This window comes from Yinghuangia soli, from assembly GCF_021502675.1.
GTDB lineage: Bacteria > Actinomycetota > Actinomycetes > Streptomycetales > Streptomycetaceae > Yinghuangia > Yinghuangia soli.
This window is the reverse complement of the sequence record NZ_JAKFHA010000014.1, coordinates 83886-106737: the sequence shown is the minus strand read 5'-3', so window position 1 is coordinate 106737 and position 22852 is coordinate 83886. Positions and strand designations below refer to the sequence as shown.

The following is a 22852-nucleotide window of genomic DNA, read 5'->3' as shown; positions in this document are numbered from 1 at the left end:
CCCCCCGCCCCCGGGGGGGGGCCCGGGGCCCCCCCCCCCCCCCCCCCCCCCCCCCCACGTCCGGCGTCAGACGTTGCGGCGGTATTGGCCGCCTACTTCGAAGAACGCCTCGGTCACCTGCTGGAGGGTGCATACGCGCGCCGCGTCCATGAGGACGTCGAAGACGTTCTCGTCGTGGGTGGCGGCGTGCTTCAGGGCGGCCAGGGCGGCGTCCGCGGCGGAGTGGTGGCGGGTGCGGAAGTCGCGGACGCGGTGCAGCTGGGATTCCTTCTCGGTCTCGGTGGCGCGGGCGAGTTCGACGGGGCCGTGGGCTGCTTCGTCGGCGTTCGGCGCGCGGAAGGTGTTGACGCCGATGATGGGCAGCGTGCCGTCGTGCTTGCGCTGCTCGTACAGCATCGACTCGTCCTGGATGCGGCCGCGCTGGTAGCCGGTCTCCATCGCGCCGAGGACGCCGCCGCGTTCGGAGATGCGGTCGAACTCGGTGAGGACCGCTTCTTCGACCAGGTCGGTGAGCTCGTCGATGATGTACGAGCCCTGCAGGGGGTTCTCGTTCATCGCGAGGCCCCACTCGTGGTTGATGATGAGCTGGATGGCGAGCGCGCGGCGGACGGACTCCTCGGTGGGGGTCGTCACCGCCTCGTCGAAGGCGTTGGTGTGCAGGCTGTTGCAGTTGTCGTAGATCGCGATGAGCGCCTGCAGGGTGGTGCGGATGTCGTTGAAGTCCATCTCCTGCGCGTGCAGGGAGCGCCCGGACGTCTGGACGTGGTACTTGAGCTTCTGGCTGCGCTCGTTCGCGCCGTAGCGGTCCCGCATGGCGACCGCCCAGATGCGGCGGGCGACGCGGCCGAGGACCGAGTACTCCGGGTCCATGCCGTTGGAGAAGAAGAAGGACAGGTTGGGCGCGAAGTCGTCGATGTCCATGCCGCGGGCGAGGTACGACTCGACGTAGGTGAAGCCGTTGGCGAGGGTGAAGGCCAGCTGGCTCACGGGGTTCGCGCCGGCTTCGGCGATGTGGTACCCGGAGATCGAGACGGAGTAGAAGTTCCGCACCTTGTTGCGGATGAACCACTCCTGGATGTCGGCCATCATCCGCAGGCTGAACTCGGTGGAGAACAGGCAGGTGTTCTGGCCCTGGTCCTCCTTGAGGATGTCCGCCTGGACGGTGCCGCGCACGGTGGCGAGGGCGGTGGCGCGGAGATCCGCCGTTTCGGACGCCGAGGGCTCGCGCCCTTCGGCGGCGCGGAACTTGTCGAGTTCGGCGTCGACGACCGTGTTGAGGAAGAACGCCAGGATCGTGGGCGCCGGACCGTTGATGGTCATCGAGACCGACGTGGAAGGCGCGGTCAGGTCGAACCCGTCGTACAGGGCCTTCATGTCGTCGAGGGTCGCGACGGAGACGCCCGAGGTGCCGACCTTGCCGTAGATGTCCGGGCGCTCGTCGGGGTCGCGGCCGTAGAGCGTGACCGAGTCGAACGCGGTGGACAGGCGGGTCGCGTCGCCGCCGGAGGAGAGCAGCTTGAAGCGGCGGTTGGTGCGGAACGGGTCGCCCTCGCCCGCGAACATGCGCGCCGGGTCCTCGCCGTCCCGCTTGAAGGGGAACACCCCGGCGGTGAAGGGGAAGTAGCCGGGCAGGTTCTCCTCGCGCAGGAAGCGCAGCAGTTCGCCGTGGTCGGTATAGCGGGGCAGCGCGACGCGGCGGATGCGGTTGCCGGAGAGGGATTCGCGGGTGAGCGCGGTGTGCAGTTCGCGGTCGCGGATCTTCACGACCTGCTCGTCGCCCGAGTACGACTCGACGGTGGCCGGCCAGGAGGCGAGGAGCGCCTGGCTGTCCGGAGCGACGTCGGTCGCGGCGTCGGCGTGCAGGGCCTCGACCGACGGGGTCGGCTCGGCCAGTTCGCCGCGGACCAGGTCGATGCGCTGCAGGCGGGCCGCTGCGGCGGACTGGGTACGGGTGTCCGCGTGGTAGCCGCGGACGGTTTCGGCTACTTCGGCGAGGTAGCGGACCCGGGAGGACGGCACGATGTGCGCGGCGCCGGTCGACTTGCGGACGGTCACGGCGGGCAGGGCACCGGGTTCGAGGGGCAGCCCCTGCTCGGCCAGGCGCGCGGCGAGGTGCTGGTAGAGCGCGGTGACGCCGTCGTCGTTGAAGGTGGCGGCGCTGGTGCCGAAGACCGGCATGTCCTCCGGACGGGACGAGAACGCCTCGCGGTTGCGCACCAGTTGGCGTGACACGTCGCGCAGCGCGTCCTCGGCGCCGCGGCGCTCGAACTTGTTGATGGCCACGACGTCGGCGAAGTCCAGCATGTCGATCTTCTCGAGCTGGGATGCGGCGCCGAACTCGGGGGTCATGACATAGAGGGACGTGTCGGCGTGCGTGGTGACCGCGGCGTCGCCCTGGCCGATGCCCGGCGTCTCCAGGATGACCAGGTCGTACCCGGCGGCCTTGCAGACCGCGAGCAACTGCTCGATGCGCTCGGGCAGCTCGCGCCCGGCGCCGCGGGTGGCCAGGGAGCGGAAGAAGACGCGCTCGCCGTCGAGGGCGTTCATGCGGATGCGGTCGCCGAGCAGGGCGCCGCCGCCGCGCCGGCGGGTCGGATCGACGGCCAGGACGGCGACGCGCAGCTTGTCCTGCTGGTCGGTGCGCAGCCGGCGGACCAGCTCGTCGGTCAGCGAGGACTTGCCCGAGCCGCCGGTGCCGGTGATGCCCAGGACGGGGACGCGGCGGCCCGCGGCGGCGGCCTCGACGGCGGCGAGCGTCTCGGCGTCCAGGCCGCGGTTCTCCACCACGGTCAGGGTGCGGGCCAGCGCGGCGCGGTCGCCGGACAGCAGGGCGTCCAGCGCGGCGGGCTGCTCGGCGAGGTCGGTGTCGCAGGCCTCGATCAGCGTGTTGATCATCCCGGCGAGGCCGAGGCGCTGGCCGTCCTCGGGGGAGAACACGGTGACGCCGGACTGCGCCAGACGGGTGATTTCCTCAGGGATGATGACGCCGCCGCCGCCCCCGAAAACCCGCACGTGGCCGGCGCCGCGCTCCCGCAGCCGTTCGACCAGGTACTCGAAGTACTCGACGTGGCCGCCCTGGTACGAGCTGACCGCGACCCCCTGGACGTCCTCCTCCAGGGCCGCGTCGACGACCTCGCTCACCGACCGGTTGTGGCCGAGGTGGATGACCTCCGCGCCCTGCGCCTGCAGGATGCGCCGCATGATGTTGATGGCCGCGTCATGCCCGTCGAACAGGGCGGACGCGGTCACGAACCGCACGGGACGGGTCGGGACGTACAGGGCCACGGAAGCCTCCGGTGACGCGCTGGGCAGGTCTCCTCCCAAGATACTAGGAAGTCCGACTATTGCCCAGGTTAAGCATGCCGGGAGACGGGTGAACCGCATCTTTCGGACGGGCCGTGCGAACCGGGAAGTCCCGTACCCCACCGGCACCATGGGCACCACGGGTATGCGGCAGAATGCGCGCTGGCAGGTGTGGTGCGCGAGCCGGCGGTGGCCCGGATCGGCCCGGCCGGCCTAGGGGAGGGTTCCTGATGGCGCACGGCGTCAGCGTGCACGGACCGGACTGCCACTGCGTGGTCCGGGAGGAGTACCGGCGGGCCCACGACGGCTTCGCCGAGGCGCGGCGCGCGCTGGCCCGCCGCGAGGGAGTGCCGGCCGTCGTGGCTCCCTCCGAGCTCGCCACCCGGCAGTGGATAGACGACGAACTTCGGGCCAAGTCGGTGGACTTGGCTGCCAAGCGCCGGGCGCACGGACGTACCGCACTGCGTCTTCTGGGCACCCGCACCCTCGCGGTGTTCGCCGCAGCGGTGGTCGTGCTGCTGGTCGTGCAGGCCCTGACCGCGATCGGCACCGGCTGGACGGTCACCCGCACCGCGGCGCTGGCCGCCGCGGTCGTGGCGGTGGGCGCGCTGGCCGGCGTCGCGTACTGGGCCCGGGCGAGCGCCGGACTGTACGCACCGGTCCGCGGCCTCGACGGCCGCCTGTCCACCTCCAAGGCGATTGCCGGGCTGTGGGCGGTCGCGCTGACCTACACCTTCGTCTTCTTCGCGGTCCGGCTGGCCGCGGCGTCGGACGGCGACGACCGCAGCGATCTGCTGGACAGCCTCGGCTCGGTCTCCGCCGACCAGATCGCGCTGTTCGCCGCGCCGCTGCTGGCCGCCGTCCTGGTCCGCCGCATCGTGGGCGACAAGGTCGGCCGCCGGGTGCTGCAAAAGCCGTACTCCGACCGGGCCCGGCTGCGCGACCTGGTCACCGACGACGGTGGCCGCGCCGCCCTCGCCGATGCGCAGTACGTGCTGGTCAACCTGGTGGCGGTGGGCTTCGTGGTGGTCGGCCTGGCCCGCGACCCCGAGGTGCTGCCGGACATACCGGCCACGCTGGTCGCCCTCGCCATGGTGTCGGTCGCGGTCTACGTGGTGGCCAAGCTGGTCGAGAACAACCGGCCGGTCATCCTGTCCGTGGTCCGCGTGCACGTGCCCGGCAACCTGGACACCGCGGTACGCCAGGGCGACGACATCGAGATCCGCGGCACCAACCTGGCCGCGGCCGGGGTGCACGAACCCGACCAACTCGCGCGCGTGGTGGTCCGCTTCGGAGCGGTACACGTGTACGCGCCGCTGGTGCCCACGGAGACCGGCTTCGCCAACCCGTGCGACGCCATCGTCGTGGTGCCGATCCCCGTCGACGTGGACCCGGGCCGCGTCGAACTGTGCGTGGTCACGGCGTCCGGCATCGAGTCGAACACCTACGAGATAGAGATCGCGGAGTGAGGACGAGGCAAGGTCACGCGAAGACCGCCTGAAACGCCTGGCAGGTCTGGCGCACTTGGCACATCTGGCACACCTGGCACGTCGGAGGGGCCCGCACCGGACGATCCGGTACGGGCCCCTCCGACGTGCCAGGGGAGTCGGCTGCCTCGGCCCGGTCGGGGCGGAAGCCAGGCTCGGCGGCTCACGTGCTCACCGGCTCAGTTGCTCACTTGCTCAGGTCCACCGGGGTCGCGTCGGCCGGAGTGGCGGCGAACATCGGGCCGGAGGCGGCGGCATCGCGCAGCGCGGCCTCCTTGGCGCGGCGGCCGGACAGCATGGCCCACGCGGCGCCGACGAAGCCGGAGGCCCCGACGCCGATCACCGCGAGCGCCAGCATCAGCCCGGGCCGGGCGTCCACCGAACCGCCCGCGTCGAGCATGTACATCACCGCGATCGCCATGAAGAAGATCCCGGCGATCATGGCCATCGGGTCGAAGGTACGGCGGTCCACGGAGGTCCTCCCGGCGGAACTGCGGTGCGTGGCGGCCGGATCCGGCGCGGCCGTGCGCTCGGGCGTGTGCGGGGGCATCTGCTCGGTGCTGTGCTCGGTGCTGTGCTCGGGCGTGCCTTCCGGTTCACGGCTGTCCATGCCGCACCTCCACGTTTCCGACTCCGACGCCCAGGTCGAGGACGACCGTGCCGCGGGACGGCCCGGATGCGGTCGGCTCGACGACCGCCTCGCGCTCCGGCTTCCAGCCGTTGCTGTTGCCGTTCGGCAGGTCGATGTTGCCCAAGTCCACCTCCGCGTCGATCACCACGCGCAGGTCGGACGGGATGAACACCTGCAGGTTCCCCATGCCGATGGTGGCCTCGATGCGCACCGGGTCGGCGGGGTCGCGCCCGCTCAGGTCGATGTCGTTGAGGTCCAGCTTCATCTCGCCGACCTTCATCCGGTACGGCGACTCCACCTGCGCGGCGCTGACCGGGGTGACGGTCCGCTCGCCGCTCGCGCCGGTGAACGGCACGGTGATCGCGGCGACCGCGCTCAGCAGGGCGGCGACGGCCAGGGCCGGCACGATCAGCCAGCGGCTGCCCCGGACGAAGGTGCCGACCAGGAGGCCCGCGGCCAGCACCGCGAGCACCACCGCGAGCCCGGCCTGCAGCGAGATGTCCGCCGAAGTACCGGTGTCCAGCCACCACATGACGCCTGCGGCGACGGTGGCCAGCGACACGGTCGCCGCGGTCAGGTACGAACGGGGCTTGCGCTGCCGCGGCGGGGTCGGTGCCTGGCCCTCCGGCCCCGGGGCGGCCCACCACGGCGCAGGGCCGGGGGCGAGCTGCGGTCCGCCGACTGCGCCGGGGCCGCCGGCCTCCGTGCCTGCGGCCTGCGGCGCGGCGCCCGCCTCGGCGCCCGGCGCCTTTGTCGTCCCCAGGTCCCCGGCCTTGGCGGACTCCGTCATGATCCGATGCCCGGCCCAGGCCGCGTGCGACTTGATGTCGCCGTTCTTCTTGTTGCGCCCGACGTAGAGCAGGATCGCGGAGACGACCAAGTACGGGAACGCCTCGTCGAAGCCCCGGTCCATATAGCTGACGAAGACGGCGACGCCGAAGGCGGTCAGTACGCCCGGCAGGATCGCCTTGCCGATGTTCCGGCCGCTGAGCACGTCGCGGGCGAGCGGGGACGGATGGTCGTCGGAGGGCATGAGCAGCCAGCCCAGGCCGTACAGCAGGACGCCCAGGCCGCCGAACAGGGTGAGCACCGCGAGCACCACCCGGAAGATCACCGGGTCGACGCCGAAGTGCCGGCCGAGGCCGCCGGCCACACCCGCGACGACACGATCGTCCACAGTGCGGATCAGCGGCGGGTTGCCGCGGTCGCCCGGCGGCGCCGGCGGCGGAGTCTGCATCGTGTTGCCGGATGAATCGGTCATGGGATCCATCGTGCTGGCCCCACGCGTGCGCGCCTATCAGGAGGAGCCCGGGTCGCACCCTGGTCCGACCCTGAGGGGGAATCAGGGTCGCGCCCTGATGTGGCGGACGGCCGGGCCGTGTGACGATCGGTTGCGTGACTACCGCACTCCCTCCCACACCCCCGGCGTTCCCGGCGCGCTCCGCCGGCGAGCGTCCGGGAGGGCGGCCTGCGCCCGTGCTCTACCGCAATCCGTCGCGCCGCATGGTCGCGGGCGTCGCCCGCGGCCTGGCCGACCACCTGGCCGTGGACGTGGTGTGGCTGCGGGTCGGCTTCTCGGTGCTGAGCCTCGGCGGCCTCGGCATCGTGCTGTACGCGCTGTTCTGGCTCAACGTCCCCGAGGGGGGCCCGGCCGAGCCGGAGGAACTGGAGCCGCGCGAGCGCAAGTCGCGGCACGCCGCGATGATCATCATCACCGGGCTGCTCGGCTTCGCCGTGGTCCTCATGATGGGCAGCTCCAGCAGCGACCGCGGCGTGTGGGTGTGGCCGCTGCTGCTGGCCGCGGCCGGTGCCGCGCTGGTGTGGCGGCAGGCCGACGACAGCCAGCGCACCCGCTGGCTTTCGCTGGACGGCCGCAGCCGCGTCTTCGGCATCGTGCGCACCGCCATCGGGCTGGTCGTCTTCGCGGTCGGCATCGGCTTCTTCGTGGCCTACCGGGGCGGCGTCGGCGATGCGTTCGCCGCGCTGCGCGGCGCGATGCTGCTGCTCTTCGGCCTGCTCGTCATCTTCGGGCCGTACCTGCTGCGCCAGACCCGCGACCTCAGCGCCGAGCGCCGGGCCCGCATCCGGGCCCAGGAGCGCGCCGAAGTGGCCGCGCACGTGCACGACTCGGTGCTGCACACGCTCACCCTCATCCAGCGGCATGTGGACGACCCGCGCGAGGTGGCCAAGCTGGCCCGGGCCCAGGAGCGCGAGCTGCGGGCCTGGCTGTACCGGCCCGAAGGCGAGGAGCCGGACCGGCAGTTCGCCGCGGCACTGCGCCAGCAGGCCGCGGAGGTCGAGGACATGCACCACGCGACGATCGAGATCGTGTCGGTCGGCGACTGCCTGGTGGACGAGAAGCTCGCCGCGCAACTGGCCGCGGCCCGCGAGGCGATGGTCAACGCCGCCAAGTACGCGCCGGGCGCGCCGATCCAGGTGTTCGCCGAGGTGGAGGACACCATGGTGACCGTTTTCGTGCGCGACAGCGGCCCCGGTTTCGACCCCGACATGCTGCCCGAGGACCGGATGGGTGTGCGAGAGTCGATCGTCGGGCGCATGCGCCGCAACGGCGGCACCGCGGTCATCCGCAGCGAGCCGGGCGAGGGCACCGAAGTCGAGCTGGAGATGGCTCGCAGCGAGGCGAACAGGAGCGATAAGTCGTGAGCAGCGGGAGCGGCATCGGCGGCACGGGCGGTACGGGCAGCAGCGGGGACGGCGGCACCGGGGCCCTCTCCGGTGCGGGCGGCACGGACGAGGCGCGCCGCGTGCGGGTCGTCCTGGTCGACGACCACCGGATGTTCCGGACCGGCGTGCGCGCCGAGATCGGCGAGGCGGTGGAGGTCGTCGGCGAGGCCGAGGACGTCGCCTCCGCGGTCGCCGTGGTGCGCGAGACCCTGCCCGAGGTCGTGCTGCTGGACGTGCACCTGCCCGGCGGCGGCGGGGTCGAGGTGCTGAAGCAGTGCGCGGACCTGCAGGGCCCTGGGAGGGCCGCCGGGCCCGGCGTCCGGTTCCTGGCGCTGTCGGTCTCCGATGCCGCCGAGGACGTCATCGGGGTGATCCGCGGCGGTGCGCGCGGCTACGTCACGAAGTCCATCACCGGCGACGAACTGGTGCGAGCGGTGGGCCGGGTGGCCGACGGCGATGCGGTGTTCTCGCCGCGCCTGGCCGGCTTCGTTCTGGACGCCTTCGCGGCCACCGACGTACCGCCGCTGGACGAGGACCTGGACCGCCTCACGCAGCGCGAGCGCGAGGTGCTGCGGCTGATCGCGCGCGGCTACGCGTACAAGGAGATCGCCCGGCGCCTGGTGATCTCGGTGAAGACGGTCGAGACGCATGTGTCGGCGGTCCTGCGCAAGCTGCAGCTGTCCAACCGCCACGAGTTGACCCGCTGGGCCACCGACCGCCGCCTGGTCTGACCCCGAAGCCGCGCGGGGTCGGCGGCGGACCGGTGAAGGGCCCGGTTTCCGGGCCGGACATGCCGACGGCCGACCGGCGGCTGTGGTGTGGCGACGGCCGCCGGTCGGCCGAGAGGGTGCGGATCGTCCGGGTCAGGCCGGGCGGGTCGCGGCGTAGAACGGCATCTCGTTGATCGGGGCCACCCGGATCGTGCTGCCGGGACGCGGCGCGTGGATCATCTGGCCGCCGCCGATGTACAGGCCGACGTGGCTGTTGTCCGAGTAGAAGAAGATCAGGTCGCCCGGCTGGAGCTGGGACTTCGACACCCGGGTGCCGACCTTGACCTGGTCCCACGTGGTGCGCGGCAGCTTGACGTTGGCGGCCGCCCACGCCTGCTGGGTCAGGCCCGAGCAGTCGAACGACGACGGTCCGGCCTTGCCCCAGCCGTACGGCTTGCCGATCTGCGCGCGGGCGAACGCGATGGCCTTCGCGGCGCGCTCGGAGGCCGGCACGTCCGGCAGCTGCACGTCCTCGCGCGGCTCGTCGCGCGAGGCGCGGTCGTTGTTGGTGGCGTGGTCGTTCGAGTCGAGGATCGCCTGGCGCTCGGCCGCGCTGAGGGTGTTCAGCAGCGTCTGGGCCTTGTTGAGCTTCGCCTGGATCTCGGTCTTCTGGGAGCCCAGGCTCTTGCGCAGCTCGTCGAGCTCGGCGAGCTGCGCGGACGCCTCGGCGCGGTCCTGCTGCAGCATCCGGGCCTGCGCGGCGATCTGCTCCAGGCGGCTGGCCTGCTGGCTGTCCAGCTGGTCCAGCATCTGCGCCTTCTGCAGGTACTGCGCCGGGTCGCCGCTCAGCGCGAGCTGGAGCTCGGGCGGCAGGCCGCCGGTGCGGTACTGCTCGGCGGCGATCGCGCCGATCTGCTCGCGCAGCAGGTTCATCGCGGCCTGCTCCTCGGCGACGCGGGTCTGCGTCGCGTTGGCTTCCTTCTGCAGGGTGTCGGCCTTCTCCTGCACACCGTTGAACAGGTCGGTCGCCTTGACGACCTCGCGGTGGAGCTGGTTGACCTGCTCCTGGACCTGGGCTGCGGTGGGCGCCGGGTCGGCGTTCGACGGGGCCGCGAGGGCTATGACACCGGTCGCGGTGGCGGCAGCGGTGGCCAGGATGGCGGCACCGCGAGGAGCGGTGCGCGGCTTCATCCGGCGGTGCTGCGCAGGACGGCGATGGGACGCCACGAAAGCGTCACTCCTTCCTCGGCCGCCTACCGGGTTAGCTGACAGGCTCGGGCGGAAGAAGACGCCCTACGCTCCCCGGGCACCTGCCCCGGTTCGCGATTCGCCTCGAAGGACCTGGGTCCCCGGCTCCGGTCCGGAACCGCGGCCGTGGGGGCGGCTGCGGAACGTCGCCGAACTCGGCGGAGGCGGCCGTGCGCTCCGGTCGGGGCGCGGACGTGCGGTCGCCTGGCCGAGAACATTAGTCACAGGAGTGTCACGACCCCCAGTGTTCTGCCGCGTATTGCCAAGTCTTTACCCTAGGGCTCGTTTGATTGTCCTTTTTATGCGTGTCGTCCGGGCGCCCTCGCTCGTTGGACCCGCCCGCCAGTTCCCGACGCCGTGTCGCTACGATGCGGGCGTCGCACCGACACCCCCTGAGGAGCCACCCCGTGGACGTCGTCCGTCAACTGCTTCTGGTCCTGCACATCGTCGGGATCGGTTCCCTGCTCGGCGGCTTCCTCACCCAGGTCAAGGGCTTCAAGACCGGCGACGTCCGGATCGTGCCGGCCATGACGCACGGCGCCCTGACCATGCTGGTCACCGGCGTGGCCCTGGTCGGCGTCCGGCAGGGCGCGCTCGACCTGCCGGTGGACAACACCAAGATCGGCGTGAAGCTCGCCATCCTGGTCGGCATCCTGCTCATGGTGTGGACCAACCGCGCCAAGGACCGGGTGGACGTGCGGATCTTCGGCGCGATCGGCCTGCTGACCGTGGCGAACATCGCGATCGCCGTCATGTGGACCTGAGTTCGCCCCGCGCGGACCGCGGCCGCCCGGCGGCCACTTAGACTCGGCAGACGATGAGCAAACTCTTCGACGACATGCCGCTGCCCGGGTTCGACGCCGACATCCCGCTGCCCGCCGAACCCTCGCCGGACGACGTCCCGCCGCCGCCCGAGTACGACCCCGCGCCCGACGACCTGTTCGACGGCGACTACGCGCCGCCCGCCGAGCCGTACGAGGGGTACTACCGCAACGGCGCCGCCAAGCCGGCCGTCGACCCCGCGCAGCTGCTCGACGGGATGAACCCGCAGCAGCGCGCCGCGGTCGTGCACGAGGGCTCCCCGCTGCTCATCGTCGCGGGCGCCGGCTCCGGCAAGACCCGCGTGCTCACCCACCGCATCGCGTACCTGCTGGGCGCCCGCGGCGTGCACCCCGGCGAGATCCTGGCGATCACCTTCACCAACAAGGCCGCCGGCGAGATGAAGGAGCGCGTCGAGGCCCTGGTCGGCCCGCGCGCCAAGGCGATGTGGGTGTCCACCTTCCACTCGTCCTGCGTGCGCATCCTGCGCCAGCAGTACAAGAAGCTCGGGCTCAGCTCGACCTTCTCCATCTACGACGCCGCCGACTCGCAGCGCCTGATGGCCATGGTGTGCCGGGATCTCGACCTGGACGCCAAGCAGTACCCGCCGCGGAAGTTCAACGCCCAGGTGTCGAACCTCAAGAACGAGCTCATCGACCCCGAGACGTACGCCGGGCAGGCGCAGAACGACACCGAGCGCAAGCTCGCCGAGGCCTACACGCTCTACCAGGCCCGGCTGCGGCAGGCCAACGCGCTCGACTTCGACGACCTCATCATGACCACGGTCAACCTGCTGCAGGCGTTCCCGGACGTCGCCGAGCACTACCGGCGCCGCTTCCGGCACGTGCTCGTCGACGAGTACCAGGACACCAACCACGCGCAGTACGTCCTGGTCCGCGAACTGGTCGGCGGCGCCGCCGGGCAGGCCCCCAAGCGGACCGTCGAGGGCGACCTGGTCAACCCGGCCGAGGAAGGCCTCGCCGAGGTCCCGCCCGCCGAGCTGTGCGTGGTGGGTGACGCGGACCAGTCCATCTACGCCTTCCGCGGCGCGACCATCCGCAACATCCTCGACTTCGAAGAGGACTACCCGAACGCCAAGACGATCCTGCTGGAGCAGAACTACCGCTCCACGCAGACCATCCTCGCGGCGGCCAACGCGGTCATCGAGCGCAACAGCAACCGCCGCGCCAAGAACCTGTGGACCGACTCCGGCCAGGGCACCAAGATCACCGGGTATGTCGCGGACGACGAGCACGCCGAGGCGCAGTTCGTCGCGGACGAGATCGACCGGCTGACCGACAACGAGAAGGTCGTGCCCAGCCAGGTCGCGGTGTTCTACCGCACCAACGCGCAGTCCCGCGTGTTCGAAGAGGTCTTCATCCGGGTCGGCCTGCCCTACAAGGTCGTCGGCGGCGTGCGCTTCTACGAGCGCAAGGAGGTCCGCGACGCGCTCGCGTACCTGCGCCTGCTCGCCAACAAGGACGACGTCGTCTCGCTGCGCCGCATCCTCAACGTGCCCAAGCGCGGCATCGGCGACCGCGCCGAGGCGTGCGTGGAGGTGCTCGCCGCCCGCGACCGCATCCCGTTCGCCGACGCGCTGCGCCGTGCCAAGGAGGCGCCGGGCATGGCGACCCGGTCGGCCAACGCCATCGCGGGCTTCGTGACGCTGCTGGACCAGCTGCGCAGCGTCGTGGACGGCGGTGCCGGGCCCGCCACGGTCCTGGAGGCGGTCCTGGAGCAGAGCGGCTACCTGGCCGAGCTGCAGGCCTCCACGGACCCGCAGGACGAGACGCGCATCGAGAACCTCCAGGAACTGGCGGCGGTGGCTCTGGAGTTCGAGCAGGCGCAGCCGGAAGGCACGCTGGCGGACTTCCTGGAGCAGGTGGCGCTGGTCGCCGACTCCGACCAGATCCCGGACGACGACGGCGGCGTGGTCACCCTCATGACGCTGCACACCGCCAAGGGCCTGGAGTTCCCGGTGGTGTTCCTGACCGGCCTCGAGGACGGCGTCTTCCCGCACATGCGGGCGCTCGGCAACACCAAGGAGCTGGAGGAGGAGCGGCGCCTGGCGTACGTCGGCATCACGCGCGCCCGCGAGCGGCTCTACGTGACGCTGGCGAAGCTGCGCAGCGCCTGGGGTGCCCCGTCCTACAACCCGCAGTCCCGGTTCCTCGGGGAGCTGCCGGAGAGCCTCGTGGACTGGCGCAGCAAGCCGCCGTCGCAGGGCAAGGCGATGTCCGCGACCAGGACCACGATGTCCGCGCCCAAGGGCCGGCTCAGCGGCCCGAGCAGCATCGTGGACCGCAAGGTGGTCGCGCTCAAGGCCGGCGACCGGGTCACGCACGACAAGTTCGGGCTGGGCACCGTCGTGGCGACCCAGGGCGAGGGCGACAAGGCGCAGGCCACCATCGACTTCGGCGCCACCGGCACCAAGCAGCTGCTGCTGCGCTACGCGCCGGTCGAGAAGCTGTAGCAGGCGCGGGAACGCCGAAAGGCCCGGCGACGGGATTCCGTCGCCGGGCCTTTCGCATGCCGTGTGTGCTGCGGGTCAGCCGACCGGGTCCAGGCCCTTGGCGCGCAGCCACGGGATCGGATTTATCGGCGCGCCGCCGCCCGGCCGCACTTCGAGGTGCAGGTGGGGGCCGGAGCTGTTGCCGCTGTTGCCCGAGTACGCGATGACGTCGCCGGCCTTGACCGGCCCGGAGACGACCTTCGCGCGGGTCAGGTGGCAGTACCAGGTCTCGGTGCCGTCCGGCGCGGTCAGGATGACCATGTTGCCGTACGCCCGGTTGAACTCGGTGCGCACGACGCCGTCGGTGACCGCGCGGACCGGGGTACCCCGGTCGACGGGGAAGTCGATCCCGGTGTGCAGGTTCGACCAGCGGCCGCCGGCCTGGCCGAAGTAGGCCGACAGGCCCGGCTTCACCGGCAGCGCGTACTTGGGGCGCAGTTCCTCGCGCTTCTTGCGCTCGGCCTCCTGCTGGCGGGCCAGCTCCTCGGCCCGCTCCTGCAGCGCGATGCGGGTCTGCGCGCGGCTGGCGCGGTCCGCGAAGTCCTCGGCGCCGTCCCGCAGATCGGTGAACTGCTGGTCGAGCGGCGAGGAGAGCGGTACGTCCGCGCCGAGGGTCACCGTGTCGTCGCCGGTGCCCTGCGTGTCGGCGGCCTGGATCCCGCCCGCGGCGGCGACCGCCATGGCGGCGGCACCGAGCACGCCCAGCGAGCCGCCCGCGACGCGGGCCATCGGGCGGGTGCGCTTGGTGGTCTTGCGGCGTGCGGCGCGGCTGCCCGTGCCGCTGCCGCCCGCGGCGCGCTTGACGGTGCCCGCGGCCGCACCCGCTGCCGCGGCGCCGGCCGCCTGCGCCGGGAAGAGCGCGGTCGCCTCGTCGTCGGGGGAGCCGGCGGAGTCGTCGTACCCGTCCGCGTCGTCGGCGTAGTCCGCATCCGGCTCGGCGGCGCTGCCGGCCGCCGCGGCGAAGTCCGCGGAGAAGGCGGCGGTCGCCTCGTCGTCGCCGTAGGCCTCGGCGGACGGGCGGAAGAGCGTTGCGGAGTCGGCGCCGAACGACACAAAGGCCGGCGAGCCCGACTGGGCCGGCTCGGCGTCGGCGTTGTGCCAGGCGGAGGTCTCCTGCCAGGCCGTGCCGTCGTACGCGGGGGCCGTCTCCTGGACCGCGGCCGCGTCGTACCAGCCGGTGGCGGCCGCGTCGTTGCGGTAGTCGTCGGTGTAGGCCTCGGCGCCCAGGCGGTTGTCGCCGCTCCACATGTCGGCGGCCGGAGCCGACCACGTGCCGGAGGCGGTGGCGTCGGTGCCCCACGGGTCGGCGGACCAGGCCGCGGCCTGGCCGGGCGCGGCGGTCATGACGTCGCCGGACCAAGCGGCGGTGTCGTACGCGGACTCGGCGGGCTGCTGCGGGATCGACGCGGTCTGGCCGTACGACGTGTCGTAGGCGGACGGGTCGTAGGCCTGGTGCGCGCCGCTGTTGTCCGGGGCGGCGTCGTAGGACTGGTAGCTGCCGTAGGCCGCGTAGGCGCCGCTGTCGTAGACCGCGGTCGCGCCGCTGTCGTACACAGGAGTGCTGTAGCCGGAGGTGTCGTACGCCGGGGTCTCGTAGCCCTGGTAGGCCTGGTGCGCGCCGGACGTTCCCGAATAGGAGTCCTGGGTGTAGGCCGCGCCGTCGTAGGCGGGGGTCTGCCACGCGCCCGAGTCGTAGCTTCCTTCGGCGTACCCGGTGCCCGGTGCGTTGCTGTACGCGCCGGCCTCATAGGCGGGGTACGCGTGCGGGCCACCAGTGCCGTAGACCTCGTCCGGGACGCCGCGACCGTAGGGGTCGCCGTCCGGATATTGGCCGTCCGTCACCTGATTCGCCTTTGTCTCGGGGGCTGGTTCGACCCTCCGCACGGGGCGGTGGGCTTCTCGCTCGGCACGTCCTTCCACCAATCAATGGGGGACTCTAGCCGCCCGAATGCGGCCGGGACAATCCGTTCCGGTCGACCCGCGAGCCGATTCCCGGCTCACTCGTACGGATGAAGGCAGGGAAATAGGGCAACCGAATGCGGGTCCGGTTGCGTCAATCATCGGCCTTCGGTGCCGGGCGCTCGGGGGTGGCGCTGGGCCGCTCCGGCGTTGCCGCAGCGGTCCGGTGACGCCGCCTCAGGCGGCCAGGGCAGTCGGCCGGCCCGGGGCGGATGCCGCCGTCCGGAGCATCTCGGCACTGCTCCTGAAGAGTGCGCATACGTCCGCCACCACGGTGCGGCAGGCCGGGAGTGTCAGGTGCCCCGCGCCCCGGACGAGCACGCTGGCCGCGTCGAGGTCGGGATGCACCAGCGCACCCGACGAGCACGGGACGACAAACGGGTCCAAGTCGCCCCAGTAAGCCACGAATCGGGTCGTGCATCCGGGTGCGGGCCCGGCGAGTTCCGCGATTACGGGACTGTCCGGGCAGAGCTCGCGGACCAGGGGGTGGGCGCGCAGCAGCTGCGCGGCCGCGGTGCCGCGGTGCGGGGTGCCGAGCGTGACGACGGTCCGCACCCGGGCGCCCCGGTCGACGAACTGGGCGTGGTAGCGGGCCACCAGGCCGCCAAGGCTGTGCCCGACCACGTGCACGCCGGGCGCTCCGGTACGGGCGCACACCTGCGCGATGTGCCGGTCGAGCAGCTCGGCCTTGCTGCGGATGTCGCCGCCGAGCGGGTGGTGGTCGAACAAGTGGACGCTGCTCATGCCGTCGCGGCGCAGCGCGCGGCCCAGCACCGCGAAGATCGAGCGGTTGTCGGCGAGCCCGTGTACGAGTACGACCGGCAGGGCGGCGGAACCGGGCGGCGGCGGGAGTTCGGGCGCGTCCGCCGGGTCCGCGCCGTCCGCGGGGCCGGCGCGCAGGTTGTCCAGGCCGAGCTGGAGGAGACCGGTCGGGTAGAGCGCGAGGTGGCCGACGGTCCAGACGACTTCGCGGACCGTTCCGCGCAGCACGTCGACGCTCGGGAGCGCGCCCATGACCCACCTCCGTACCGGAATGAGGAGAAGGGCCCCCGTGGTGGCGATGCCGCTGGCCGGACGCTGACGCGGATCCCTACTGGCCGGTATGCCCGACCGGGATCAGCCGAAACAAACCGTTAACATGCAGTTGTCGGTGAATCGCCGTTCCTTGTAGGGTATTTCGCCGTTGTGACAACGCCGTTCCGCAGATGTCCCGATCGTGTCCCGGGCCGCACCGCGGGAATTCGCGCAGGCCGCGGCAGGTGCGGTGGTCGCCCGGCTGATCCGGGCGGATTCTGTGATCCCCCGGTGCAGGTGTCGGTCCGACGCCGTACCGTGACCGTCATGCTGGAACGCTGGACCGCGGACCGGGTGTTGGCTTTGGCACCCGACGCCGCGTCGCAGAAGGCCGGATCGAGACTTGCGGCTCCGGGGCCGTGGACTGGTCTGGGGGCAGGGGAGATGCCTCCGCAGGACCGGGAAGACGAGGGTGGGACGACCGCCAAAAGCGGTGTGTGGGGGCTGTGCAAGGGGAGTGGGGACCAGGCGTACCGCACGGCCGTCGATCTCGACGGGCCGGCGTGGTCGTGCACGTGTCCGAGCCGCAAACTGCCGTGCAAGCACGCCCTCGGACTTCTGCTGCTCTGGTCCGCGGGCAGCGTCCCGGAGGACCCTGCGGCGGTGCCGGACTGGGCCGAGGCCTGGCTGACCGGCCGTCAGGACCAGGCGCAGCCGCGCCCCGAGCGCCGGCCCGCGGGACCGGCCGACCCCGCGGCGGCACGCCGCCGCGCCGAGCAGCGGGCCGCCCGGGTCGCGGACGGCGTGGACACGCTCGGCCGCTGGCTGGCCGACCAGGTGCGGCACGGCATGGCGGGCGCCGACCGGGCGGGCTACCCGCCGTTCGAGACGATGGCCGCCAAGATGGTCGACGCGCAGGCGAAGGGTCTCGCGGACCGGCTGCGTACGGCCGGCACCCGGCCGGGCTCCGGCGACGGCTGGCCGGAACGCCTGCTGGAGGACTACGCGGTGCTGTGGCTGATGCTGCGCGCCCATGACCGCATGGACCGGCTCGACGGGCCGCTGGCCGCCGCGCTGCGGACCCGGATCGGCTGGCACGTCGACTCCGCCGAACTGCTGCAGCGCGCCGCCGACCAGGGCACCGCGGTCCGCGACCACTGGACCGTGCTGGGCAGCCGGGACAGCGACGAGGACAAGCTGACGGTCCGCGAGATATGGCTGCGCGGCGAGCAGTCCGGCCGCACGGCGCTGGTCCGCGCGATCGGCTCGCCGGGCCAAGCGCCCGCGCTGGCCCTGCCGGTCGGCGAGCGCCTGGAGGCCGACCTCGTCTTCCACGACGCGGCCGCGCCGCTGCGCGCGCACCTCGCCGAGCGCCACGGCCCGCCCGAGCCGGCCGGCGAGCCCGCGGGCTGCGATGCGGAGAGTGCGGCACTCGCGTACGCCGAGGCCCTGCACGGCGAACCCTGGCTGGACACCTGGCCGGTGGTGCTCGCCGACGTCGTGGCGGTGCCCGACGCGCTCGGCTGGCGCATCGTCGGCATCGGCGGCGGGTCCGGAAGCGAAGGCCCGGGCGGCTTCTGGCTGCCGGTCGACCGGTCGCGGGCCCGCGAGGACGCGCTGTGGCGGCTCGCCGCGATGTCCGGCGGGGCCGGCATGACCGTCTTCGGCGAGTACGGCGCCCGCGGCTTCGCGCCGGTCACCGGATGGCACGAGGGCCGGGCGATCCCCTTGTAGCGCGGCGCGACGTCCCGCATGCACGGCCTGCGCGGCCCACGCGGCAGGCACACCAACCGGACCGGGCAGCCGGGGAAATCCTCGGCGACGTACTCTCAAGTTGTCCTGGACGTAGGCGATTTACTGCGATTTGGAGCTGTTTGCAGCACGGCGGCAGGGCAGAGCACAGCGGGCCGAACGAAGGGGGATCGCGATGACGGCGGACAGCGACGCACTCTGGGACGACCTGGTCTCCACCGCACTGGTCGGCACCGCCAAGCGCCCGGTGCCCGGCGTCGACCCGGCGACCGCCCTGGGCGCCGCAGCGGTGGCGGTGGCGCGCGAGGACGCCGCCGAACACCTCCTGGACCTGGCCGCGTTGGCCCTCGTGCACCGGCGCGCCGGACGCCGCCCGGGAACCGGCGCCCAGGCGCCCGCCCGATGCGCGGACGACCCGCGCCCCCCGGTGTCCGACCGGGCCCGCGGCCGGCTGCGGATCCTGCTCGGCAGCGGCATGGGCGAACGCCGCACCGCGGTCGCCGAACTGCTCCCCGAATGGCTGGCGGAGGCCCGCGCCCGCGGTTGCCGCGCCCCCGAAGCGGAGCTGCCCGCCCTGCTCGACGCCGCCCGCACGCACAGCGAACTGCGGTCCGACGTGGCCGTCCTGGCCGGTCCCCGCGGGCGCTGGCTGGCCCGGCTGAACCCGGACTGGTCCTGGGCGGCCCGGATCGCCGCCGCGGATCCGGGCGGTGCCGATCCGGGCGGCCCGGACATCTGGCAGCACGGCCTGTTCGGCGAGCGCCTCGGGCACCTCGCCGGCTTGCGCGAGCACGACGCGGACGCCGCCCGGCACCTCCTCGAAGCCACCTGGCGCAGCGAACCCGCGGAGGACCGGGCCCAGTTCCTCGCCGCCCTGCGCACCGGCCTGAGCGCCGCCGACGAGGAGTTCCTGGAGGCTGCGCTGGACGACCGCGGCAAGGCGGTCCGGGCCGGCGCCGCGGCCCTGCTCAGCGCGCTGCCGGGCTCGGCGTTCGCCGCCCGCATGGCGGACCGGGCCCGCGCCTGCCTGCGCCCCGACGGACCGAACGCGGTCGCGGTCGAACCGCCCGAGGTCTGCGACGAGGCGATGCGCCGCGACGGGATAGCCGCCCAGTCGCCCACCGGACGCGAGGAACGCGCCTGGTGGCTGGGCGAGATCGTGGCCGCGACACCGCTCGGGGTCTGGACCGCGGTGTTCGGCGAACCGCCCGCGGACATCCTGCGCCGCCGGCTTCCGCGCCGCTGGGCCGAGGACGTACGCGACGGCTGGGCCCGGGCCGCGGTCACCCAGCACAACGCCGAATGGGCCCGCGCGCAGGCCGGCCGCGGCGCCCCGACCCGGCTGCTCTCGGTGCTCCCGGACGACGAGCGGGCCCGGCACGTCGCCGCCCACGTCCGCGAGCACGGCCTGTCCGAGGCGTTCCAACTGCTGGCCGGCTGCCCGGCGGTGTGGCCGCGGCCGCTCGGCCGGTCGGTCGTGGACGCGCTGACCCGGGCATCCCGCGAGTCCGCGTACCCGTGGAGCTTCAGCGGCGTCACCGGCCTGGCCGCCCGCTCCCTGGATCCGGCCCTGGCCGCCGAGGTCGAGCGGCTCGCGAAGACGTCCGGCGAGGACGGCTACTGGGGGCGTGCGTTCGCCGAGCTCGCCGCCACGCTCCGGGAACGCGCCGCGATGCGCGCCGAGTTCGACATGTGAACCGCCGCGCGCCGGGTCAGCCCGCGCTCGGGGCCGGGCCGAGCCCGGCGTCGCGGGCGATGGCCACCGCCTCGGCGCGGCTGCGCGCGCGGAGCTTGGCGAGGACGTCGCTCACCCGGTTGCGTACGGTCTTCTCGGAGAGCACCAGGCGCCGGGCTATCGAGGCGTTGTCCAGGCCGTGCGCGAGCAGGTCGAGGACTTCGCGTTCGCGGTCGGTGAGCTGCGGGAACGGGGTGGCCCCGCGGGTGTGTGCCGGGGCACCGGAGAAGAACGCCAGGACGCGCTGCGCGATGCGCGGCCCGAAGACCGCCTCGCCGCGCGCCACGCCCAGGATGGCCCGGCGGATGTCGTCGCCGTCCGCCTCCTTGAGCAGGTAGCCGCGGGCCCCGGCGCGCAGCGCGGCGAAGACGGAGTCGTCGTCCTCGTCCATGGTCAGCACGATGACCGCGGTGGACGGGTGCGCGGTGCCGATGCGCGCGGTCGCCTCCAGGCCGCCCATGACCGGCATGCGCAGGTCCATGAGCACCACGTCCGGGGCGAGTCGGGCGACTTCGGCGACCGCCTGCACGCCGTCGCCGGCCTGGCCGACCACGTCGAGGTCGTCGAGGTCGTCGAGCACGGTGACCATGCCGGCCCGGAAGACGGGATGGTCGTCGACGACCAGGACGCGGACGGTGCCGCCCGGCTGTTCGACCTGCTGTTCGCCCACGTTTTCGCCCACTCGCTCGTCGTGTCGCTCGTTCTTCATGCGTGCGTCATGCCGGTCCGCCCGGCAGCGTCGCCTGCACGATCGTGCCGCCGCTGGAGTGCGGCAGGATGTCGACCCGGCCGCCGACCTCGCCCGCCCGTTCGCCCATGCTGCGCAGGCCCACTCCGGCGTGCGGATGGACCGGCATGCCGCAGCCGTTGTCGTGTACTTCGAGGACCAGCGAACCGGTCCGGATGCGGGCGTGCAGGGTGAGTTCGCCGGCCCCGCTGTGCCGTACCGCGTTGGCGACCGCCTCCGCGGCGATCGCGTACGCGGCGACCTCGACCGCGGCCGGCAGCGTGTCGAGGCCCGGCCCCAGGTCGACCGTGCAGTGCGGCGTCTCGTACCCCGCCAGCAGGTCGCGCAGCGCGCCCGCGAGCCCGAGCTGGTCGAGTATCGGCGGCCGCAGCCCGTGCACGACGGACCGCAGGTCGGTGACCGTCTGGCGGAGCCGGTCGCGCACCGAGCGGGCCCGCCCGGCGAGTTCCGGCTGCCCGGCGGCCTCGATGCGGCGGGCCAGGGCGTCGAGCTGGTGCGCGGTGCCGGCCAGTGCGGGGCCGACGCCGTCGTGCAGGTCGGCGCGCAGGCGGCGGCGCTCCTCCTCGCGGGCCACGACGATGCGGGCCCGGCTGCGGGCCACATCGGCGACCAGGCCGGCCGCGTACGCGAGCGTCGCGGCCCGCGCGGCGACCTCCTCGACCGCGGCCTGCTCCTCCGGGGTCCAGCGCTCGTCGCCGGACCGCAGCCCCACGTGCAGTTCGCCGAGGTCCTGCCCCAGCGCCTGCGCGGGGACGGTACGCCAGCCCGCGACCGGGCTCCCGCTGACCACTTCCAGGGCGTCGGCGCCGTCCTTGCCGCCGGTGCTCCGGAACGCGACGTAGGGCAGCCGCAGCGCCCGGCGCAGCGCGTCCACCAGCCGCTGCAGCGCCTCGACCGGCTCGGACGCGGGCGCCACGTGGCGGCCGACGCGCGCGACCACCGCGTAGGGGTCGTGCCGGTGCCCGAACAGCCAGCGGTCGACGAGCTTCTGCACCACGCCCCGCCCGTACGCGGCCAGCAGCGCCACGACCGCGACCGCGGCGACCCGCATCGTCGAGGTCGGCGCGATCCGCCCGACGCCCAGGACCAGTGCCGCGTACAGGCCGACCAGCAGCACGGTCATCACGACCGAGACGATGGTCCGGTTGAGCACCACCACGACGTCGAACATCCGGTGCCGCAGCATCGCCACCGCGATCCCGGCGGGCGGGGCCAGCAGGCCGATGGCGAAGAAGACGTCGGTGACCCGGCCTGTCGCACCGATCGGGACCGCGAAGCAGACCATCAGCACCAGGCCTGCGAGGACCAGCCATTGCAGCTGGGTGCGCTGCACGCCGACGACCCGGCGGCTGCGGACCACGAGCGCGGCCACACCGATCACGGTGCCGGGGATCAGCGCGGCGAAGGAACCGGCGAGCAGGACGTACCGGAGCCAGCCTGCCCCGGGGATCCCCCAAGGGTTGTCCACGGCCGGCGACACGTCCAGGGAGCCGTCGCGGAACATGGCCGCGACGATGGCGACGCCGGCCGCCGTCAAGATGTAGTAGGTCGCGAACCGCCAGCGCGGGGACGGCAGATGCCCGTCCGGGAAGTAGAGCAGCAGTAGGGGGATGACCACGAAGTACTGCCCGAATCCCCAGGCGCCGATCCACCCGGCGAAGTCCGCGAGCGGCAGCGGATCGTCCGCGACCAGCTCGGATTGCGCCGCGTACAGGCCCATGATCAGGTACGGCGACAGCGCGGCCGGGATCAGCAGCAGCCAGCCCACCGGATTGCGGGGCCGGACGCGCACCACGAATGCCCCGACCACCGGCCAGGCCGCGCCGAGCGCGACGTCGGACCAGATCATCTCGAACAGCTCGGCACGCTGCGCGAGCCAATAGTGGTACGGCACATACACGGCGGTGCCGACGACCGCCGTGCAGGCCAGCACGGCCGCGATCATGCGCAGCCGCGCGTCGGGTATCCGCCGGGCGAACGCCCGCACCCGCGCGCGCCGCCGACCGCTCCGGTGCGGAGGTCCGGCTGCCGCGGGCGGAGCCGCGCCCCCTTCCGGGGAGGGCTCCGCCGCGGGACGGGGCAGCCCGGCGCCGGCCGCCGGCGGCACGGCGTCGGCGGCAGCGGGTCCCGGGGGCGGAAGCGGTGCGGTCACGGCAGTCATGCTGCCGCAGGCCGCCCGCGCCGGGCACCCGGCCTCGGGGGAATCCCGGACGGACGGTGCGCATGTCCCTGGTGCCCGGGACACGTCC

The 22852-nt window shown here is 73.1% G+C and carries 15 protein-coding genes and 1 riboswitch; of the genes, 7 read left to right on the top strand and 8 right to left on the bottom strand.

The window, feature by feature from the left end; genetic code table 11:
- Positions 1–66 precede the first annotated feature (66 nt).
- Complete coding sequence (gene icmF, locus LZ495_RS22965; RefSeq protein WP_235054733.1) at positions 67–3285, bottom strand: fused isobutyryl-CoA mutase/GTPase IcmF; 3219 nt, start codon at positions 3283–3285, stop codon at positions 67–69.
- Positions 3286–3533: 248 nt separating this feature from the next.
- Here icmF and LZ495_RS22960 point away from each other — a divergent pair, with 248 nt between their 5' ends.
- Positions 3534–4772 carry an OpgC domain-containing protein gene (locus tag LZ495_RS22960; RefSeq protein ID WP_235054732.1) on the top strand — a complete coding sequence of 413 codons (1239 nt, stop codon included), beginning with the start codon at positions 3534–3536 and terminating at the stop codon, positions 4770–4772.
- 205 nt (positions 4773–4977) lie between these two features.
- On the opposite strand, the gene LZ495_RS22955 is transcribed toward LZ495_RS22960, so the two are convergent.
- Both LZ495_RS22955 and LZ495_RS22950 read right to left on the bottom strand, forming a co-directional pair.
- Positions 4978–5400 (bottom strand): hypothetical protein, encoded by a 423-nt coding sequence (locus LZ495_RS22955; RefSeq protein WP_235054731.1) that lies wholly within the window; start codon positions 5398–5400, stop codon positions 4978–4980.
- Positions 5387–6682 carry a PspC domain-containing protein gene (locus LZ495_RS22950; RefSeq protein ID WP_235054730.1) on the bottom strand — a complete coding sequence of 432 codons (1296 nt, stop codon included), beginning with the start codon at positions 6680–6682 and terminating at the stop codon, positions 5387–5389. Before LZ495_RS22950 ends, LZ495_RS22955 begins: the two co-directional genes overlap by 14 nt.
- Positions 6683–6816: 134 nt before the next feature.
- On the opposite strand from LZ495_RS22950, the gene LZ495_RS22945 reads away from it, so the two are divergent.
- Positions 6817–8085: an ATP-binding protein gene (locus LZ495_RS22945; protein WP_235054729.1), complete on the top strand. Its 1269-nt coding sequence runs from the start codon at positions 6817–6819 to the stop codon at positions 8083–8085.
- Positions 8086–8099: 14 nt separating this feature from the next.
- Entirely contained in the window at positions 8100–8837 is a 738-nt protein-coding gene (locus LZ495_RS22940; protein WP_372498634.1) for a LuxR C-terminal-related transcriptional regulator, read from the top strand.
- 132 nt (positions 8838–8969) lie between these two features.
- Here the strand turns inward: LZ495_RS22940 and LZ495_RS22935 are convergent, their stop codons facing one another.
- Positions 8970–10043: a C40 family peptidase gene (locus LZ495_RS22935; RefSeq protein WP_235054728.1), complete on the bottom strand. Its 1074-nt coding sequence runs from the start codon at positions 10041–10043 to the stop codon at positions 8970–8972.
- 8 nt (positions 10044–10051) lie between these two features.
- Positions 10052–10200: riboswitch (cyclic di-AMP (ydaO/yuaA leader) on the bottom strand.
- Between the two features lie 271 nt (positions 10201–10471).
- Between LZ495_RS22935 and LZ495_RS22930 the strand changes: the two genes are divergently transcribed.
- Together LZ495_RS22930 and pcrA are read left to right on the top strand one after the other, a co-directional pair.
- Entirely contained in the window at positions 10472–10828 is a 357-nt protein-coding gene (locus tag LZ495_RS22930) for a hypothetical protein (protein ID WP_235054727.1), read from the top strand.
- A gap of 53 nt (positions 10829–10881) precedes the next feature.
- Positions 10882–13356, top strand: coding sequence for a DNA helicase PcrA (pcrA, locus tag LZ495_RS22925; RefSeq protein WP_235054726.1), 2475 nt, complete (start codon positions 10882–10884; stop codon positions 13354–13356).
- Positions 13357–13431: 75 nt separating this feature from the next.
- Here the strand turns inward: pcrA and LZ495_RS44970 are convergent, their stop codons facing one another.
- Entirely contained in the window at positions 13432–15237 is a 1806-nt protein-coding gene (locus LZ495_RS44970; RefSeq protein WP_235054725.1) for a M23 family metallopeptidase, read from the bottom strand.
- Between the two features lie 294 nt (positions 15238–15531).
- Entirely contained in the window at positions 15532–16368 is an 837-nt protein-coding gene (locus LZ495_RS22915) for an esterase/lipase family protein (RefSeq protein WP_235054724.1), read from the bottom strand.
- A 327-nt stretch (positions 16369–16695) separates the two neighbouring features.
- Between LZ495_RS22915 and LZ495_RS22910 the strand changes: the two genes are divergently transcribed.
- Both LZ495_RS22910 and LZ495_RS22905 read left to right on the top strand, forming a co-directional pair.
- Positions 16696–18102 carry an SWIM zinc finger family protein gene (locus LZ495_RS22910; protein WP_235054723.1) on the top strand — a complete coding sequence of 469 codons (1407 nt, stop codon included), beginning with the start codon at positions 16696–16698 and terminating at the stop codon, positions 18100–18102.
- A gap of 193 nt (positions 18103–18295) precedes the next feature.
- Positions 18296–19816, top strand: coding sequence for a DUF5691 domain-containing protein (locus LZ495_RS22905; RefSeq protein ID WP_235054722.1), 1521 nt, complete (start codon positions 18296–18298; stop codon positions 19814–19816).
- Between the two features lie 16 nt (positions 19817–19832).
- On the opposite strand, the gene LZ495_RS22900 is transcribed toward LZ495_RS22905, so the two are convergent.
- Positions 19833–20564, bottom strand: coding sequence for a response regulator (locus LZ495_RS22900; RefSeq protein ID WP_268823209.1), 732 nt, complete (start codon positions 20562–20564; stop codon positions 19833–19835).
- Positions 20565–20571: 7 nt separating this feature from the next.
- Positions 20572–22755, bottom strand: coding sequence for a sensor histidine kinase (locus LZ495_RS22895; protein ID WP_235054721.1), 2184 nt, complete (start codon positions 22753–22755; stop codon positions 20572–20574).
- Positions 22756–22852 lie beyond the last annotated feature (97 nt).

Bases quoted from the DNA above. Each gene is read 5' to 3' on its own strand.
- LZ495_RS22955 (WP_235054731.1), bottom strand. From the start codon at position 5,400: ATGGACAGCCGTGAACCGGAAGGCACGCCCGAGCACAGCACCGAGCAC.
- pcrA (WP_235054726.1), top strand. From the start codon at position 10,882: ATGAGCAAACTCTTCGACGACATGCCGCTGCCCGGGTTCGACGCCGAC.
- LZ495_RS22960 (WP_235054732.1), top strand. From the start codon at position 3,534: ATGGCGCACGGCGTCAGCGTGCACGGACCGGACTGCCACTGCGTGGTC.
- LZ495_RS22910 (WP_235054723.1), top strand. From the start codon at position 16,696: ATGCTGGAACGCTGGACCGCGGACCGGGTGTTGGCTTTGGCACCCGAC.
- LZ495_RS22915 (WP_235054724.1), bottom strand. From the start codon at position 16,368: ATGGGCGCGCTCCCGAGCGTCGACGTGCTGCGCGGAACGGTCCGCGAA.
- LZ495_RS22905 (WP_235054722.1), top strand. From the start codon at position 18,296: ATGACGGCGGACAGCGACGCACTCTGGGACGACCTGGTCTCCACCGCA.
- LZ495_RS22900 (WP_268823209.1), bottom strand. From the start codon at position 20,564: ATGAAGAACGAGCGACACGACGAGCGAGTGGGCGAAAACGTGGGCGAA.
- LZ495_RS22950 (WP_235054730.1), bottom strand. From the start codon at position 6,682: ATGACCGATTCATCCGGCAACACGATGCAGACTCCGCCGCCGGCGCCG.